This window comes from Rhizobium esperanzae (assembly GCF_014197615.1).
GTDB classification, from domain to species: domain Bacteria; phylum Pseudomonadota; class Alphaproteobacteria; order Rhizobiales; family Rhizobiaceae; genus Rhizobium; species Rhizobium esperanzae_A.
Genome location: NZ_JACIFY010000010.1, coordinates 80,017 through 96,957, shown reverse-complemented (window position 1 = coordinate 96,957; position 16,941 = coordinate 80,017). Strand labels below are relative to the sequence as shown.

General features: G+C 61.1%; 17 protein-coding genes. 9 read left to right on the top strand and 8 right to left on the bottom strand.

The window, feature by feature from the left end; translation table 11 throughout:
- Positions 1 to 68 precede the first annotated feature (68 nt).
- From pstS to GGD57_RS29230, 4 genes are all read right to left on the bottom strand, one after another.
- Positions 69 to 1,091 (bottom strand): phosphate ABC transporter substrate-binding protein PstS, encoded by a 1,023-nt coding sequence (pstS, locus tag GGD57_RS15030; RefSeq protein ID WP_184471012.1) that lies wholly within the window; start codon positions 1,089 to 1,091, stop codon positions 69 to 71.
- Positions 1,092 to 1,442: 351 nt separating this feature from the next.
- On the bottom strand, positions 1,443 to 3,572 hold the full coding sequence (locus tag GGD57_RS15025; protein ID WP_184471010.1) for a bifunctional diguanylate cyclase/phosphodiesterase: 2,130 nt from the start codon (positions 3,570 to 3,572) through the stop codon (positions 1,443 to 1,445).
- Between the two features lie 231 nt (positions 3,573 to 3,803).
- A complete protein-coding gene (locus GGD57_RS15020) occupies positions 3,804 to 4,148 on the bottom strand; it encodes a cupin domain-containing protein (RefSeq protein WP_184471008.1) in 345 nt (114 codons plus the stop codon).
- Positions 4,149 to 5,112: 964 nt separating this feature from the next.
- The gene (locus GGD57_RS29230; protein WP_011424906.1) at positions 5,113 to 5,307 is read right to left on the bottom strand and encodes a hypothetical protein; all 195 of its coding nucleotides are present in this window, start codon (positions 5,305 to 5,307) and stop codon (positions 5,113 to 5,115) included.
- 484 nt (positions 5,308 to 5,791) lie between these two features.
- On the opposite strand from GGD57_RS29230, the gene GGD57_RS15010 reads away from it, so the two are divergent.
- Entirely contained in the window at positions 5,792 to 6,058 is a 267-nt protein-coding gene (locus tag GGD57_RS15010) for a DUF982 domain-containing protein (protein ID WP_184471005.1), read from the top strand.
- A 156-nt stretch (positions 6,059 to 6,214) separates the two neighbouring features.
- Here the strand turns inward: GGD57_RS15010 and GGD57_RS15005 are convergent, their stop codons facing one another.
- The gene (locus tag GGD57_RS15005; protein ID WP_184471003.1) at positions 6,215 to 7,498 is read right to left on the bottom strand and encodes an O-acetylhomoserine aminocarboxypropyltransferase; all 1,284 of its coding nucleotides are present in this window, start codon (positions 7,496 to 7,498) and stop codon (positions 6,215 to 6,217) included.
- Positions 7,499 to 7,626: 128 nt separating this feature from the next.
- Complete coding sequence (locus tag GGD57_RS15000; protein WP_184471001.1) at positions 7,627 to 8,055, bottom strand: CoA-binding protein; 429 nt, start codon at positions 8,053 to 8,055, stop codon at positions 7,627 to 7,629.
- Positions 8,056 to 8,173: 118 nt separating this feature from the next.
- Between GGD57_RS15000 and GGD57_RS14995 the strand changes: the two genes are divergently transcribed.
- A complete protein-coding gene (locus GGD57_RS14995) occupies positions 8,174 to 8,497 on the top strand; it encodes a hypothetical protein (RefSeq protein ID WP_184470999.1) in 324 nt (107 codons plus the stop codon).
- Between the two features lie 474 nt (positions 8,498 to 8,971).
- Positions 8,972 to 9,808, top strand: a complete 837-nt coding sequence (locus GGD57_RS14990; protein ID WP_184470997.1) for an EamA family transporter — start codon at positions 8,972 to 8,974, stop codon at positions 9,806 to 9,808.
- Here the strand turns inward: GGD57_RS14990 and GGD57_RS14985 are convergent, their stop codons facing one another.
- Together GGD57_RS14985 and GGD57_RS14980 are read right to left on the bottom strand one after the other, a co-directional pair.
- Positions 9,809 to 10,633 carry an enoyl-CoA hydratase gene (locus tag GGD57_RS14985; protein WP_184470995.1) on the bottom strand — a complete coding sequence of 275 codons (825 nt, stop codon included), beginning with the start codon at positions 10,631 to 10,633 and terminating at the stop codon, positions 9,809 to 9,811. It lies immediately after the preceding gene.
- A 93-nt stretch (positions 10,634 to 10,726) separates the two neighbouring features.
- Positions 10,727 to 10,957, bottom strand: coding sequence for a DUF1127 domain-containing protein (locus tag GGD57_RS14980; RefSeq protein WP_184470993.1), 231 nt, complete (start codon positions 10,955 to 10,957; stop codon positions 10,727 to 10,729).
- A 93-nt stretch (positions 10,958 to 11,050) separates the two neighbouring features.
- Here GGD57_RS14980 and GGD57_RS14975 point away from each other — a divergent pair, with 93 nt between their 5' ends.
- The 6 genes from GGD57_RS14975 (at position 11,051) to argC (ending at position 16,838) form a co-directional block, all read left to right on the top strand.
- Positions 11,051 to 11,929 (top strand): LysR family transcriptional regulator, encoded by an 879-nt coding sequence (locus GGD57_RS14975; protein ID WP_184470991.1) that lies wholly within the window; start codon positions 11,051 to 11,053, stop codon positions 11,927 to 11,929.
- A 301-nt stretch (positions 11,930 to 12,230) separates the two neighbouring features.
- Positions 12,231 to 12,695: a 50S ribosomal protein L13 gene (gene rplM, locus GGD57_RS14970; protein ID WP_010069368.1), complete on the top strand. Its 465-nt coding sequence runs from the start codon at positions 12,231 to 12,233 to the stop codon at positions 12,693 to 12,695.
- 2 nt (positions 12,696 to 12,697) lie between these two features.
- Entirely contained in the window at positions 12,698 to 13,165 is a 468-nt protein-coding gene (rpsI, locus tag GGD57_RS14965; protein WP_003573972.1) for a 30S ribosomal protein S9, read from the top strand.
- A 310-nt stretch (positions 13,166 to 13,475) separates the two neighbouring features.
- Positions 13,476 to 14,660, top strand: a complete 1,185-nt coding sequence (gene cml, locus GGD57_RS14960) for a CmlA/FloR family chloramphenicol efflux MFS transporter (RefSeq protein WP_184470990.1) — start codon at positions 13,476 to 13,478, stop codon at positions 14,658 to 14,660.
- Positions 14,661 to 14,881: 221 nt separating this feature from the next.
- On the top strand, positions 14,882 to 15,844 hold the full coding sequence (speB, locus tag GGD57_RS14955; RefSeq protein ID WP_126909832.1) for an agmatinase: 963 nt from the start codon (positions 14,882 to 14,884) through the stop codon (positions 15,842 to 15,844).
- A 61-nt stretch (positions 15,845 to 15,905) separates the two neighbouring features.
- Positions 15,906 to 16,838 (top strand): N-acetyl-gamma-glutamyl-phosphate reductase, encoded by a 933-nt coding sequence (argC, locus tag GGD57_RS14950; protein ID WP_184470987.1) that lies wholly within the window; start codon positions 15,906 to 15,908, stop codon positions 16,836 to 16,838.
- Positions 16,839 to 16,941: the final 103 nt, after the last annotated feature.

Genomic DNA, 16,941 nt, shown 5'->3' with positions numbered 1-16,941 from the left:
GAGTGGGTATCAACGGCGTTCGGGGCGGAAAGCCTCGCTTTCCGCCCCGACCTTGCGTCCTGCAGGGATCAGCCCTTGAAGGAAGCCGTCCAGTAGTCCTCGATCTGCTTCACGAGGGTTTCGGGAAGCGGAACGTAATCGAGGGAAGAGGCTTCCTTCTGACCGTTTTCAAGCGCCCATTTGAAGAAGGCGAAGGCAGCCTTGGAGCGTGCCGCATCCTTCGGATCCTTGTACATGATCGCCCAGGTCGTGGCGGTCACCGGCCAGGCCTTTTCACCCGGAGCGTTGGTCATGATCAGGTAGAAGTCCTGGGCCTTGGTCCATTCGGCGCTGGCGGCAGCGGCAGAGAAGCTTTCGGCATTCGGCTTCGGATACTGGCCGGCGGCGTTCTGGATCAGAACGTAGGGCAGCTTGTTCTGCAGGGCATAGGCATATTCGACATAGCCGATCGAATCCTTGACGCGGGTGACGTAGGCGGCAACGCCTTCATTGCCCTTGCCGCCGATGCCGACCGGCCAGTTGACGGCGGTGCCTTCGCCGACCTTGCTCTTCCAGTCCTCGTTGACCTTGGAGAAGTAGTTGGTCCAGTTGAAGGAAGTGCCCGAACCGTCCGAACGATGGACGACGGCGATCTGGCTGTCGGGCAGCTTCAGGCCGGGGTTCAGATCGGTGATGGCCTTGTCGTTCCACTTGGTGACGTTGCCGAGATAGATATCGGCGAGAACCTTGCCGGTCAGCTTCAGTTCGCCCGACTTGATGCCCTTGACGTTGATGACGGGAACGATGCCGCCGACGACGAGCGGGAACTGGCCGAAACCGCCATCGGAGAGTTCCTTCGGCTCGAGCGGCTTATCGGACGCACCGAAATCGACCGTTGCAGCCTTGATCTGGGCGATACCGCCGCCCGAACCGATCGACTGGTAGTTCAGCTTGTCGCCGGTCTGCTTGTTATAGTCGGCAGACCACTTGGACAGAACCGGATAGACGAAGGTGGAGCCGGCGCCGGTGATATCGGCAGCCGAGGCCGAGACCGCCAGAGCGGCAACAAGGCCCGCACCGAGGCAGGCCGAAAGGAGTTTCCTGGTGAGCATATGAGGCGCTTCCCTAATGGATTTGACGGGATGACGAGATCAGCGCCATGGAGGGGGTATCCATTGTCTGGGGCGCTGAAATTCACGTCACGTCAGGCGGGCTAGGCGCGTATTATTACAGTCTGATGACGGCTTTTGGCCGTAGCCGGCCATGCATCAAACACTGCGCCTGGCGTATTCCCGTCGAATGCGGGATGAAACAAAGCCTTAGCAAAAACATCGGGATAGATTGACGCACGACTGTGGTGGATTGCCGCAGCCATGCGTGGAAATGTCGTTTTCAGGCTTTCGGAAGGGAGTTAGCAGCCACACGCCATCGATAGCCGGGCAGATGCCGAAATCCCAGCGGCATCACGCCGCCGCCTCTTCCCGCAGCTTTCCGGATATATCGTGCGCCGACATGGGCCTTCCAATCAGATAGCCTTGAAGCTGATCGCACCCGGCATCTCGCAGGATCGCGGCCTGATGGGAATTTTCGATGCCTTCGGCAGTCACGGGAATCTGGAGAGCGCTCGCCAGCGAGATGGTTGCCCGAAGAACGTCGGCGCCATTTGCGCCTTGGTCGAGTGCCGAGACGAGCGAGCGGTCGATCTTCATGCGGTCGAAGCCGAACTGCCGCAGTGCGCCGATGCTGGCGTAGCCGCAGCCGAAGTCATCGAGCGCGAACTTGGTGCCGACGCGCTTGAGCTGATCGATCGAGCGCCGGGCCTGATCGGGGTTCGTCATCAGAACGCCTTCGGTGATCTCCAGCGTCAGGCGGTTCGGATCGAAATCGAGCTCCTGCAGCACCGAGATCACCTCGGCGGCAAATTCCGGATTGCAGAGCTGAACCGGCGAAACATTCACCGACAATGCCAGATCGGGCCAGTTCTTCGCGTGCTCGATCGATGTTCTCAGCATATGAACGCCGAGCGCATCGATAAGGCCGCACCGCTCGGCGAGCGGAATGAAAATCTCCGGGCTGACATTTCCTGTTTCCGTTCGCCAGCGCGCCAGCGCTTCAAGGCCGGTCACGGCACCGGTCGAGGCGGAAACGAGAGGCTGGAAAACCGCTTCGATGGCGCCGGTGCTGATGGCATTCTTCAACAGGCTTTCCAGCTCGGCGACCCGTTGGCGCTCCTGATCGAGTTCCGGGTCGTATTCAATCGCCTGGCCCCTGCCATTGGCCTTGGCACGATAGAGAGCCATATCCGCTCTGCGCAGAAGCTCCAACGGCTCGACGGCTCCGTCGCGCGCCGCAGCGCCGATGCTTGCTCCGACCTCGATCGTCCGTCCGTCGATTTTGAAGGGCTCGGCAAACAGCGCCAGGATGGTCTTTTCCATATCCTGGCACGTTGCGGATCCAACATGCACGAGCGCAAATTCGTCGCCACCCAGCCGGGCTGCGGCAACGACTTCGGGGTGGCAGGCCGTCAGCGCGCTCGAAACCATCCGGATCAAATCGTCGCCCACCGCATGTCCCCAGGCATCGTTGACCGCCTTGAAGCCGTCGAGGTCGACCAGATAGAGCTGGAGTGGTGAGGAATCCGAGCTCTGCAGATCCTCCAGCAGGCTGAGAAGCCCGTGCCTGTTCAACAGGCCGCTCAGGCTGTCGTGGCCCGCTTCGAAAAGCGCTGCTTGCGCCAATTGGCGCAGCCGCCGCGCCTCGGACGCGCCGGCCAGCAGAACGGCGACCAGGAACAGCACAAGGATGGCAATAGCGGCCGCGACATAAGGGGTGACCTGACGAAACACCGTGCTTCCCGGCGCTTTGCTGGGCCAGACGAGATAGCCGACAACGGCCCCCTTCATGTCCGTGATCGGCGTGCTCAGAAATCCTGGTTTCGGCGCCGCTTCGAGGTGCAGGCCATCGAGCTCATGTTCGTTCGAGAGCGTGTCGAGAACTTCCTGGGTAAATTCCTTATAGAAGCTCAGCGTGCTCAGCTTCGGAAGCTCGCCGGCGGCCTCGAATGGCTGGATCGCCTGCGATGCAAGCAGCGCGATACCGCTTTCGGTCTTGATGAAATTGACCACCGGCTCCCGCGCCGGATCGGCCGCAGCACCGATCTGGCGATAGAAGGCTTCGCCGAAAAATGCGCCCGGCTCGAAGGATTTGCCTTTGGCATAGGCAGAGATGATCGAAGACCGGTCGGGACCGATGACGATCGCGCCGTCATAGAGCGCGTAATCCTCGCTGGTCTTTCCCCAATTCTCATAGGCCCAGTCGGTGGCGGTCGGAGACGACATCGCTTTATAGGCATCGTCCCACACTGCATTATCAGTCGTCGTTGAGCCCAGCCGGGCCACAAAGGCGGCGATCGCCGCATGGGCGGCGCGGCTGGCCCTGGCATCATCGATCTCGTTCGCCGACCGGGTCATCGTGGCAACGACATGGGCCATGAGGCCGGTCAGCACGAGGGCGACGACGAGAAAGCAAACGGTTGTTGCGATGATGGAAGACGTTTGGGTCCGAACGTGCCTACCCGCAAGATTCGACGACATGCCAATCCCGAAAAGATCAATTGTGAGGCCATGTCTGTGGTGACGGCAGGAGACATCATGTCCGCAATGCGCTGCAGATAAGGTCTAGCATTTGACGATGTAGGTCCCATTAATAGGAAAGGTCAAATGCCGCCTATCCGGCAAAGAAGCGCGACCGTTTGGGGAAAAAGAACCGCAATCGCCGCAAACCGGCACAGACCCGGCATCGTCAGAGCCGGGTGCAGCCGCGGCTCAGACCTTGATCACATAGTCCTTGCGAGTCGTTTCAACGACTTCCCAGGTTCCCTTGAAACCGGGTCTCAGGATCATCCGGTCGCCCGCCTTCAGGTGAACCGGCTCGCCGCCGTCTTCCGTCACGATCGAATGGCCGGACAGCAGGCTGAAATATTCCCATTCCTCGTAAGCGATCCGCCACTTGCCCGGCGTCGCCTCCCAGATACCGGAATAGAGGCCGCCTTCGGCTTCCTCCAGGTTCCAGCTGCGGAACTGCGGATCGCCTGAGATGATCCGGTCGGGCTGCGGCGCGCCGAACTCGGCTTCGACGCCATCGATATCGAAGGTGATGAAATTTGCCATCGTCGTCTTGGACCTCTCTGATGCCGGGATCCCTCGCAGCCAATGCTTGCGCGGGATCGTTTGAAGTCATTAGCGATTCTGTATCCCGTCGCATAGATCATCGTGCCGGCGTTGCGGTGCTCCCCATTTTCACCGATAAATGAATACGGAGCATTCGTCGTGGAAATCTCTGATGCAAACGCGTGGCCCACTGGCTGAGATCGGCGCGGACAAAGACGTGTGGCTATCTCAATTCGTGGACAATGCCCTCGGAAATGTCCGGATATGACGACGCCACCGTTGTGGACGTCCTAGACATGACGGGAGCGATCAAGCGGCAGAGGCATCGTCCCTCAGGAGAGTTGGCTAGAGGGGCGCCTCGCTGCTGTGTGGCCATGGCGGCGTTTAACACGCCGCACCGGCTCCCAAAGTCCAGCGATGTCGTGCCCGCCGTCACTTCGGCTATCGGAACTCAAATCCCCAAGCAGGAAGCTTACAACCGTCTTCGCAGCAGAATATGCCATCAGGAACAATCGCAAGGCCCGGGAGTTAATGCTTCAGTCGGGCGTAAGCGTAATTGGAGCGCGGCGCTCTCCTCATCCCTCGGGTATCCGAGGTTGCTTCCAGCTTTCGAGCTGTGACGCGGGGTTCGAATCCCTGCCCCGACAACCATATTCGATACAAAGAACAAAGCCTGCGATTTCTCGTCGACTACCTCAGCCTGACCTCGACACGGCACCCCTTCTCCGAGGGATGCCTGATCACCTCGCCATCGAACTGCGCCGCCATCAGCTTGACGAGTTTCGATCCAATCCCACCGCCCAAGGTCAGGCGGGCACCCTGCCCCGTTGTCTGCCACGGTGAGGACGATGTCCGCTCCTTCCGCGGTCAGCGTGACTCCACGCCCCCGCCATCGTCGTCCGAGAAGGCGTACCTGAAGGCGTTCGAAGTCCGCCTTCGGGATGGTGGTCAGAGTTTATGCCACTCAGTGAGAGATGATTGCACGCCCGCTGGATGCGAGATGCTCCGTAATGGCGCGCCGGATTTCGGTAACCGTGTCGAAGAGCCTGTTGTCCAGGTCGATGACATTGAAGCGGACAGCGATGAATTTGAGGCGGTTTTCGACAGGGACCGCGATCCCGACTTCCTGACCATTGAATACGACAGCTTGCTTTTGCATAACAAACCTCGGGCACGCCACACGGGGCACCATCTTAAAAAAGTGGAACAAGGGGTTTACGACGCGTCAGATTGCCGTCGCAGGTCGGTATCGGATCGAGACGAGATCACGCATTCGCTGCACCATTGCGAAGAAACGAAGTCGGACAAACAACGTCATCATCCTCCCTCAAGCGAGGTCAACCGACCGCTGAGTATCGCCGGCAAGGGCCGGTTATTTCGGAACGCTTCTGTAAAAAACGTAGTCGAGAAACTTCGAGCAAGCAACTGATTTTTGTGATTATTTAGCGCTTTGAATCGTATGATAATTACCGCAGATGCGAAGTAACAAATGATGTACGTTCGTCCGACCCCATCGTCGAAGCCCCGTTCGCCACACCTTCACGCCGGGTCACTCCAGGTAACCAATCGTCAATTACCATTTTGGAATAGACGCGTATATTACCCCTCGGGGATTGCGATCCCCTGCCCTGAGGTCGACGATAATGGATTGGGACGCAACCTCTGCATTCACGCCCGTCGGGCTGGCTCTGCGCGGCCAACCAGCTCACAGGATCGTCCGCACCCTCGGCGACGCGGCGTATATGCTGCTCAAGGACTGGCCTTCCGATGACGGCGAAGAATATGTCACTGCGGTGAAGGCTTGCGTCGATGCGATCAGCGGTCAGATCGCTCCGGAGCAATTTTGGGACGCGTTCCTGCGTGCGGCCGATGAAGCCGGAATCGCTGCGCTGACTGTCGTTCACCGATGACAACGGCAAAGGAGGCGGCTGATTGCAAGTCGCTCCTTTTTCCGCCCTTCCAAAACGAGATCAGCGCCCAATTCTGCTCGAATCGGACGCTGATCCTATGGGTGTGTCAGGCAAGCGTAGTCTGCGAAATTACAAACGGCGCCGCGCCCAGGACAGTCAAGTCTTCGAAAGCGCCTGTTCGAGATCGGCGATGATGTCCTTGACGTCCTCGATGCCGACGGAAAGGCGCACCACGTCGGGGCCGGCGCCGGCCGCGATCCTCTGGTCGTCGGTCAGCTGCCGGTGCGTCGTCGAGGCCGGATGAATGACGAGCGAGCGGGTGTCGCCGATATTGGCAAGATGGGAGAAGAGTTCCAGCCCTTCGACCAGCGCCTTGCCCGCCTCATAGCCGCCCTTGACGCCGAAGGTGAAGACGGAGCCTGCGCCCTTCGGCGAGTAGCGCTGCTGCAGCGCGTGGTTCGGGTCGTCGTCGAGGCCGGCATAATTCACCCAGGCGATCTTGCTGTGCGCCTTCAGCCATTTTGCGACGGCGATCGCATTGTCGCTGTGGCGCTGCATCCTGAGCGGCAGCGTCTCGATGCCGGTCAGGATCAGAAAAGCGTTGAAGGGCGAGATCGCCGGGCCGAGGTCGCGCAGGCCGAGCACGCGGGCGGCGATCGCAAAGGCGAAATTGCCGAAGGTCGCATGCAGGACCATGCCGTTATATTCCGGCCGCGGGCTCGACAGCATCGGATAATTGCCTGACTTCGACCAGTCGAAGGTGCCGCCGTCAACGATGAGGCCGCCCATGGAATTGCCGTGGCCGCCGAGAAATTTCGTCAGCGAATGCACGACGATATCGGCGCCGTGCTCGATCGGGCGGATGAGATAGGGGGTCGCCATCGTATTGTCGACGATCAGCGGCAGGCCGTTGCGATGGGCGACATCGGCGATGGCGGCGATATCGACGAAGGTGCCGCCGGGATTGGCGAGGCTCTCGATGAAGATGCCGCGCGTCTTCTCGTCGATCTGGCTTTCGAAGCTTGCCGGATCGGCGGAATCGGCCCAGCGCACCTGCCAGCCGAAATTCTCGAAGGCATGGCCGAACTGGTTGATCGAGCCGCCATAGAGCCTGCGGGCGGCGATGAAATTCTCGCCGGGGCGCATGATGGTGTGGAAGACGATCATCTGTGCCGCATGGCCGGAGGCGACGGCAAGTGCCGCCGTGCCGCCTTCGAGCGCTGCGACGCGCTCCTCGAGCACGGCCTGCGTCGGGTTCATGATGCGGGAGTAGATGTTGCCGAAGGCCTGCAGGCCGAAGAGGGCGGCGGCATGATCGGAATCATCGAAGACGAAAGCGGTCGTCTGGTAGATCGGCGTCACCCGCGCTCCGGTCGCCGGGTCGGGCTGGGCGCCGGCATGAATCGCCAACGTGTTGAATCCCGGATCATTCTTGGCCATGTCGTCCTCCAGTTGTTGCTGACGGGCAGGATCATAGCCTGCCGCGAATGAAAGTTAATCGCGATCCGTTTCAACCCATGGGCGTTCGATGGAAAATCCGTCTCAGCGAACCGCAACTCAGGCAATGATCAGGCAATGAGACGGGGGTACTCGATCGCCGGGCAGCGGTTCATCACCACCTTGAGCCCGGCGGCCTCCGCCTTTGCGGCGGCGGCATCGTCCCGGACGCCAAGCTGGGCCCAGATGATCTGCGGCAGCGGCTGCAGCGCCAGCGCCTCCTCGACCACCCCGTCCAGATATTCGGCGGCGCGAAACACGTCGACCATGTCGATCGGCACGGGAACGTCGGCGAGCCGGGCATAAACGGTGCGGCCGTGGATCTGCTTGCCCGCCTGCCCCGGATTGACGGGAATGACCTCGTAGCCGCGCGACAGCAGATAGCCCATGACGCCGTTGCTCGGCCGCGCCGGATTGGGCGAGGCTCCGGTCAGCGCAATGGTCTTTACGGAATGCAGGATTCCGGCGAGATAATCATCCGTATAGGCGTCGTGGTTCATGGTCGCTTCTCCATTCCCGAAAGCCCGCCGGCACGGCCCGCAGTTTTTTTGCATTTCCGTGAAACCGGCTGCGTGGCTTTTCCGTATATATGATTGGACACTTTCTGAGGATGATTCGATGAAAAAAATCGCTCTTGCCCTCATCTTCGTGCTCGCCGCCTCGCCGGCGCTGGCGATCTCGCGCTACAACCCGCTCACCATGAGCTGCGCCAGCGTGCGCGCCGCCATCCACAATCAGGGCGCCGTGATCTTCCGTTACCAGTCGCCCCGCGGTCTGCCTCTCTATGATCGTTACGTGCGCAACAGCCATTATTGCGATGCGACCGATTATGCGGAGTGGACCCACATTCCCTCGAAAGACGATCCGCGCTGCCCCGTTCTGAACTGCCAGAACATAGACAACCTGGACGGGATGCTGTTCGTTCCGCAGTATCAGCTCTGATATTTTTCACCATCGCACGGGATATCGAACCGCGACGCTTTCGCGGTTGCGGGCGTTTCGAACTCAATCGCGCGCTGCGATTTATTCAAGATAACACAACCAGCGGCTTTGCTTTTCACCTATATCAAAGTTATAGAATAATATCTGTATTTCAGTAGCATAGAATAAACCACTTCGAATTCCTGCCAAGCCATTTCTTCTTTTGTTCATGATAAACCCCCTTCACGTTCTCACGTAAATTAGAAACAGCTCATAGTTGAAAGCGTGGCGCCGATTGAACGCATATCGCGCGCACGTAAAAATTGCCATGGCAGCCCAACATTGTCTGCATATTGAAAGGATGATATTCGACATAGGAACGTATCCGGGACCGTCTCCCGTACATTTTCGTGCAAATGCCAGTTGTCTTTTCAAGAGTTTGCCCCGTCCAAGGCGAGGCGTTTTCTCTTCCCTACCTGTTTGCGGATTACCCCCTTGCCTCTCGACGTCATCCTGCTCGTTCTATTCGGCGCACTGCTGCATGCGACATGGAACGCTATCGTCAAGGCCGGCAGCGATAAGTCCCTCGATGCGGCGCTGATCTCGGCCGGCGGCGCGGTTTCAGCACTGCCGTTCCTGGCATTTCTGCCGTTGCCGCACAGCGCGGCCTGGCCGTTCATCGGCATCTCGGCCATCCTGCAGTTCGCTTACTTCCAGCTGGTCGCCGCTGCCTACCGGGCCGGCGATATCGGCCTGGTCTATCCGCTGATGCGCGGCTGCGCGCCGCTGCTGATCGCCGCGACAAGCGGCTTCATCCTGAAGGAAAATCTTTCCGCCGGCGCTCTCGCGGGCACGATGACGATCTGCGCCGGCGTCCTGACACTCGCGCTGGAGGCGCGGCGCGGCAGCAGCCGCGCCGTGCTGCTATCGCTTGCCAATGCCTGCGTCATCGCCAGCTACACCTATGTCGACGGCATCGGCGCACGTCTTTCCGGCAATGCGGTTTCCTACACATTATGGATGTCGCTGCTGCCGCCGGTGCTGCTGTTTTCCTGGGCGGCTTCCCAGCGCGGCGCTTTCGCCGTGGCGCGTCACGTCCGCCGCAACTGGTGGCGCGGCCTCATCGGCGGCGCCGGCTCGATCGCTTCCTACGGGCTGGCGCTCTGGGCGATGACAAAAGCCCCGGTCGCAACCGTCGCGGCCCTGCGCGAAACCGCAATCCTGTTTGCGCTGGTGATCTCGATCACCGTCTTCAAGGAAAAGGCCAGCGTCTGGCGCTACGTCGCCGGCGTCGTCATCGCGCTCGGCGGGCTGATCCTGAAGCTGGCATAGTCACTTATCTTTCCATTCGGGCTTGCGCTTGCCGAGGAAGGCGCCGATCCCCTCCTGCGCGTCCTGCGTCAGCATATTGTCGACCATCACCTTGGCGGCATAATCATAGGCTGCCTCGACCGGCAGTTCGAGCTGCCGGTAGAAGGCTTCCTTGCCGATCTTCAGGGTCAGCGGCGATTTGCTGGCGATCACTCCGGCATATTTGGAAACCACCTGCGCCAGATACTGCTTCGGCACGATACGGTTGATGAGGCCGAAATCCTTGGCGGTCGAGGCGTCGATCGTCTCGCCGGTCAAGAGCATCTCCATCGCCTGCTTGCGATGGGCAGCACGGGAAACGGCCACCATCGGCGTCGAACAGAACAGGCCGATATTGACGCCCGGCGTGCAGAATGTCGACGTGTCGGTGCAGATCGCCAGATCGCAGGAGGCGACGAGCTGGCAGCCGGCCGCCGTTGCCAGCCCGTCGACCTCGGCGATGACGGGCTTCGGCAGATGCGCGATCTTCAGCATCAGATCGGCGCAGAGCCGAAAGGTCCTCTCGAAGAAAGCGGCGCCCTGATCTTCATCGGCGCGATGGGCGGTGAGTTCCTTGAGATCATGGCCGGCGGAAAAGACATTGCCGGTCGAGGCGATGACGACGACGCGGATATCCGCATCCGGTCCGGCCTTATCCAGCTCTGCCGTCAGCGCTTCGAGAAGCGCGATCGAAAGCGCATTGGCCGGCGGGTCGTTCAGCACCAGGCGCAGCACGCCGTCGTGCAGCGAGCGCAGCAGCAACCCGTCCGACCTGCCTGCGTCCGGGAAGGATACGATTTCGGCCATGATGATGCTCCCTGCGCTCGATTTTCAGACAGGTGTTCTGCCACAACGCGCCGGTAATTTCGAGCGGGATACACTCTTTCCGCAGCGGCGACGTCAAGACCAGAACCAGGATTTCGATATCTCGGCCTTCGCCTCCGCACGGGTCAGGCCGACATCGCAAAGCTCGTCGTCGGTAAGCTCGCAAAGCGTGCGGCGGCTGCGGCGCTTTTCCAGGCGATGCTCGATGGTGGCCAGCAGCAGCCGGCCCCAGCGCGCCGTCCGGCGTATATTCGATCGAACGATATCGCGAGGCGTCTCAAGGGTTTCGCTTAGTTCCATGGCCATCTCTTCTACCTTTTTGAACGGCTGAAGGATGGGCTGGAAAACCCTGCGAAGGAAGCTTATGGATATTATGATTTACATAAGGAAAATTTTGGTATGGCGCTGAACCTCGATCAGCTCGCAACCTTCGTCAACGTCGCCGATCTCGGCAGCTTCACGGCCGCCGCCGACAAGGAGGGGCTGACGCAACCGGCCGTCAGCCTGCAGGTCAAGGGGCTCGAACAGCGGCTCGGCGTCCGGCTGATCGAGCGCGTCGGGCGGCGCGCGCAGCCGACCGCCGCAGGCCTCGACCTGCTCGCCCATGCAAGGCGCCTGCTGCAGGAATCGGCCGCCGCGGAAGAAGCGATGATGCCCTACAGGGATGGCGCCAGCGGCCGCGTGCGCATCGGCAGCGGCGGCACGGCGTCGATCCACCTGCTGCCGCGCGCCATTGCTGCTGCCAGAAAATCCATGCCCGGCCTCGAAATCACCGTGCGCATCGGCGATGCCGACGACGTCCTGCGCGATCTGGAGGCCAACAGCCTCGATATCGCCGTTGTTGCCCTGCCGGCCGCGGGGCGCAACTTCGAGATCGAACCGTTCTACGAGGAGGAATTGCTGGCCGTCGCTCCGGCGGGCAGTCTCATACCCGACGGCGGACCGGACGCCGCCTTCATGCGCGACAGGACGCTGCTGCTCTATGAGGGCGGCAATACGCGGCGGGCAATCGATGCGTGGCTGGCCGCACCGGAGGCTAGGATCCGGCCGGCGATGGAGTTCGGCAGCATCGAGGCGATCAAGGAACTGGTGGCCGTCGGCCTCGGCTGGTCGATCCTGCCGGGGCTGGCGCTGAAGCGCGAGCGCGCCGGCCTGGTGACCACGTCATCGCTGCAGCCGAAACTGACGCGCCGCCTCGGCATGGTCGTGCGCCGGGACAAACATCTGACGCGCGGCCTTCGCGAAATGATGAAATGCCTGCGCGCCTTTAAGGATTAGCGGCCGCCATGCTCTTTCAACCCCTGCAAAGGTGCGAAAAGTGTCAGGCACGGCAGCCGTTCAGCCGACAAATGTGTGGTAACATAATACCATATATCTAACCTATTGTTTTTGCTTGCGCATTTTTCCAGGTCTCCAGAGCGCCGATATTGACCTGATGTCACATTCCCTCTATAGACCGCCCCAGAACGCAGCCTGTCCGGGCTGCTTTCTTTTTGGCATGCCGCAAGCCTGCCAATCCAAGCAACAAGAAACGCCCTTCAAGCCCTCGGGCCAAGGGTCTCAAAAGAGAGTATTCACTATGGCAACCTTCTCCCAGAAGCCTGCAGAGGTGGAGAAGAAGTGGGTGATCATCGACGCCGAAGGGCTGGTCGTTGGCCGTCTCGCTTCCATCATCGCTATGCGCCTGCGCGGCAAGCACAAGGCAACCTTCACCCCCCACGTTGACGACGGCGACAACGTCATCGTCATCAATGCCGACAAGGTGGTTTTCACCGGCAAGAAGTATTCCGACAAGGTCTACTACTGGCACACCGGTTTTGCCGGCGGCATCAAGGAACGCACCGCGCGCCAGATCATCGAAGGCCGCTTCCCGGAGCGCGTCCTCGAAAAGGCCGTCGAACGCATGGTTCCGCGTGGCCCGCTCGGCCGTCGCCAGATGAAGAACCTGCGCGTTTACGCCGGCTCCAACCATCCCCATGAAGCCCAGCAGCCGGTCGCCCTCGACGTTGCCGCGCTCAACAAAAAGAACGTAAGGAGCGCCTGATCATGGCTGACCTCTCCTCCCTGAAGGATCTCGGCACGGTTTCCGAAGCTGCTGCTCCGGCTCACGTCCGCAAGGTCGATTCGCTCGGCCGCTCCTACGCGACCGGCAAGCGCAAGAACGCCGTCGCCCGCGTCTGGGTCAAGCCGGGCTCCGGCAAGATCATCGTCAACGGCAAGGAATTCGCGGAATATTTCGCTCGTCCGGTGCTGCAGATGATCCTGCGCCAGCCGATCGTTGCGGCTGCCCGTGACGGCCAGTTCGACATCATCGCAACCGTTGCCGGCGGCGGCCTCTCCGGCCAGGCCGGTGCCGTTCGCCACGGCCTGTCCAAGGCGCTCACCTACTTCGAACCGGGCCTTCGCTCGGTGCTGAAGAAGGGCGGCTTCCTGACCCGCGACAGCCGCGTCGTCGAACGCAAGAAGTACGGCAAGGCAAAGGCCCGCCGCTCGTTCCAGTTCTCCAAGCGTTAATCGCTTCGGACAGACGAAATTACGAAGGCCGGGGCAACCCGGCCTTTTTTTTGTTTTGCGCGGCTTGAAGCCCAAGCAGAAGCGTAAAGGCCCGCCATTGCCGCAATCCGGTTCTGTTGGTAGAAATTGGGCAAAGCGCTTCGGCAACGAACGGAGCCGCAGCAGGGGCGCATGATGGGAACAACCAAGTCCGCAGACAAATAGGCCGCAACAACTCTGCCCTGTTGTTGCGGCGTCTGTCCGGCCAATCTCGATATGGATGAAAAGACAGATCGCCGCCGAATGAAATCATTTGAGCGGGTACTTTCCCATGTCTTATTCCCAAATCCGGCGCTGGACCTATTCCGTGCCGGCAACCTTGGCGCTGATGGCGCCTTTCGACATTCTGACCTCCCTGGCCATGGATATCTATCTGCCGATCGTGCCTCTTATGCCGGAGGCGCTCGGCACCTCGCCCGAAGTCATCCAACTGACCCTCAGCCTCTACATGCTCGTGCTCGGCGCCGGGCAGATCGTGTTCGGCCCGATTTCCGATCTTGTCGGACGACGGCCCGTGCTGCTCGCAGGAACGGCACTCTTTGCCGCCTCTTCTTTCCTGCTTGCCGGCTCCTCGTCGGCGCCACTGTTCGTCGTGCTGCGATTGCTGCAGGCCGTCGGCGCCTCGGCGGCCCTTGTCGCAACATTCGCAACGGTGCGTGACGTCTATGCCGGGCATCCCGAAAGCAGCACGATCTACGGCCTTCTCGGCTCTATCCTCTCTTTCGTGCCCGCGGTGGGCCCGATCGCCGGAGCCTTGATCGCCGATCACTTCGGCTGGCGCGCCATCTTCCTGGTCATCGGCCTCCTTTCGGTTGCCGCACTTTTCAACGCCGGCATGCGGTGGCATGAAACTCGTCCCGCCGTCACCGCCAAGATCGCTGCCGGCCCGATCCTCTCCAGCTTTCCCTTCTGGGTCTATACATCAGGTTTCAGCACGGCGATGGGCGCCTTCTTCATCTTCTTCTCGACGGCACCCCGTATCCTGATCGATAAAGCCGGTTTCTCCGGCACCGGCTTCAGCTTCGTCTTTGCCACGGTGGCGCTGGTGATGATCGTGACGGCTCGGCTCACCAAACGTTTCGTCATGCGCTGGGGCATTGCAGGCAGCCTTGCCAGAGGCATGGCGATACTGCTCCTCGGCGCCGCCCTGCTTGCCTTTGGAGAATTGTTTCTGCCACCCTCCCTGGTCAGCTTCGTCGTGCCGATGTGGGTCATCGCGATCGGCATCGTCTTTGCGACGGCGGTCACCGCCAACGGCGCGCTCGATGCCTTTGGCGATACGGCAGGAACGGCGGTCGCGATCTATTTCTGCGTCGAGAGCATCATCGTCGGCTTTGCCGGAACCCTCTTCGTGTTTCTGCTCGGCGGCGACAGCGCCTGGCCACTCGTGGGCTATGTCTGCGTGACGGCGCTGACGACCCTGGCTGGACTGCGGTGCCTGCGAAAATCGGTCTGAGACAAACGGAAAAGGACGGCCGCTCGATGACAATGAGCGGCCGTCATCCGAACGATTGCTTGAAATCTGCCCGCACCTCGCCTACCCCTTTCTGCGCGCGAGCGGATCGCCAAATCGTCGCGCAGACCCGACGCCCGACGCTCCGGTGTCGAACGGCGTCATGCAACGCATCATCCGCATCGAACGCGGCTGTAGTTCTGCGACCGAAAAAGGAGCATGACTTGGCGAACAGATCGATTGACCACGCCTTCACGGCGACCAGCCTTACCTCCGCCGCCGGCGATCCGACCTTTGCCGGGGCGCTGTCCTTCATGCGCCGCCGCTTCACCAAGGAACTTGCCGGCGTCGACGTTGCCGTCTGGGGTATTCCCTTCGATGCCGCGACCTCGAACCGGCCGGGCACGCGCTTCGGACCGCAGGCGATCCGGCGCGCCTCGGCGATCTTCGACAATGATCCGCAATATCCGTTCAATCGCGATCTCTTCGCCGAGATGGCGGTGATCGATTACGGCGATTGCCTGCTCGACTACGGCAATCACCAGGATACGCCCGCGGCCATCGAACGCCAGGCCAATGCCATCCTCGACAGCGGCGCCTTTCTGCTGACGCTTGGCGGCGATCACTACGTCACCTGGCCGCTGCTGAAAGCCCATGCTGCAAAACATGGGCCGCTTGCCCTCGTGCAATTCGACGCGCACCAGGATACCTGGTTCGACGAAGACCGGCGCATCGACCACGGCTCCTTCGTGGCACGGGCGGTCCGCGAGGGCATCATCGATCCCGACCGCTCGATCCAGATCGGCATCCGCACCCATGCGCCGGAGGATTGCGGCGTCAATATTCTCTACGGTCACCAGGTCGAGGAGATGAGCGCCGGCGACATCGCTTCGGCGATCATCTCCCACACCCGCGGTGCCCCTGCCTATCTGACCTTCGATATCGATTGCCTCGATCCGGCCTTTGCGCCGGGCACCGGCACGCCGGTTGCCGGCGGCCCGTCGAGCGCCAAGATCCTCTCGGTGCTGCAGCGCCTGCACCAGCTCGATATCCGCGGCGCCGACGTGGTCGAGGTGTCACCGCCCTACGACCATGCCGATATCACCGCCATTGCGGGGGCAACGGTGGCAATGTATATGCTTGGCCTTCATGCCGAGCGACGCGCCATCGCGGTGTCACAAGGCTGATTTATCATCGTTGAAATTGAATCCGGAAATCTTCAGAACCCCTTGAAAGCGCAGGTTTAACATGGCACCGAAAATCTTCATTGACGGCGAGCACGGCACGACGGGTCTGCAGATCCGCACGCGCATGGCCGGCCGCCGCGATGTCGAGCTTCTGTCCATTCCGGAAGCCGAGCGGCGCAACGCCACCATGCGCGAGGACATGCTGAACAGTGCCGACATTGCCATTCTCTGCCTGCCCGACGATGCGTCTAAGGAAGCGGTTCAGATGGTTTCGGCCAACAACAATGTGCGCGTCATCGACACCTCGACCGCCTTCCGCGTCAATCCCGGCTGGGCCTATGGTTTTGCCGAAATGGACGGCGCGCAGGCCGACAGGATCAAAGCCGCCCGTTTCGTCGCCAATCCCGGCTGCTATCCGACGGGCGCGATCGGCCTCATCCGGCCGCTGCGGGCCGCCGGCATCCTGCCGGACGGCTATCCGGTCACGGTCAACGCGGTCTCCGGCTATACCGGCGGCGGCAAGCAGATGATCGCGCAGATGGAAAATGCGGATCACCCGGATGCGATCACCGCGCCGCATTTCCTCTACGGCCTGCCGCTGACCCACAAGCACGTGCCGGAAATGACCGTGCACGGCCTGCTCGACCGTGCGCCGATCTTCTCGCCGTCTGTCGGCAAGTTCGCACAGGGCATGATCGTGCAGGTGCCGCTGCATCTCGGCGACCTCTCCGAAGGCACGACGATGGAAAGCATTCATGCCGCCCTCGCCGCCCATTATGCCGGCCAGGATATCGTTACCGTCGTGCCGCTCGCCGAAAGCAAGGCGCTCTCCCGGGTCAACGCCGTCGAGCTCGAAGGCAAGGACACGATGAAGCTCTTCGTCTTCGGCACTCCGGGCGCTGCGCAGGTCAATCTGGTGGCACTGCTCGACAATCTCGGCAAGGGTGCATCGGGCGCCGCCGTCCAGAACATGGACCTGATGCTCGCCTCGTAAGGCGTGAGCGGCGGCATCGATAAGGATGCCGCTCGGGCTTTGCGCCGAGTTCTTCCTCAGGAATTTTCCTTGCGGCCGCTCGCCTCGTCGGCGGCCGCAATAC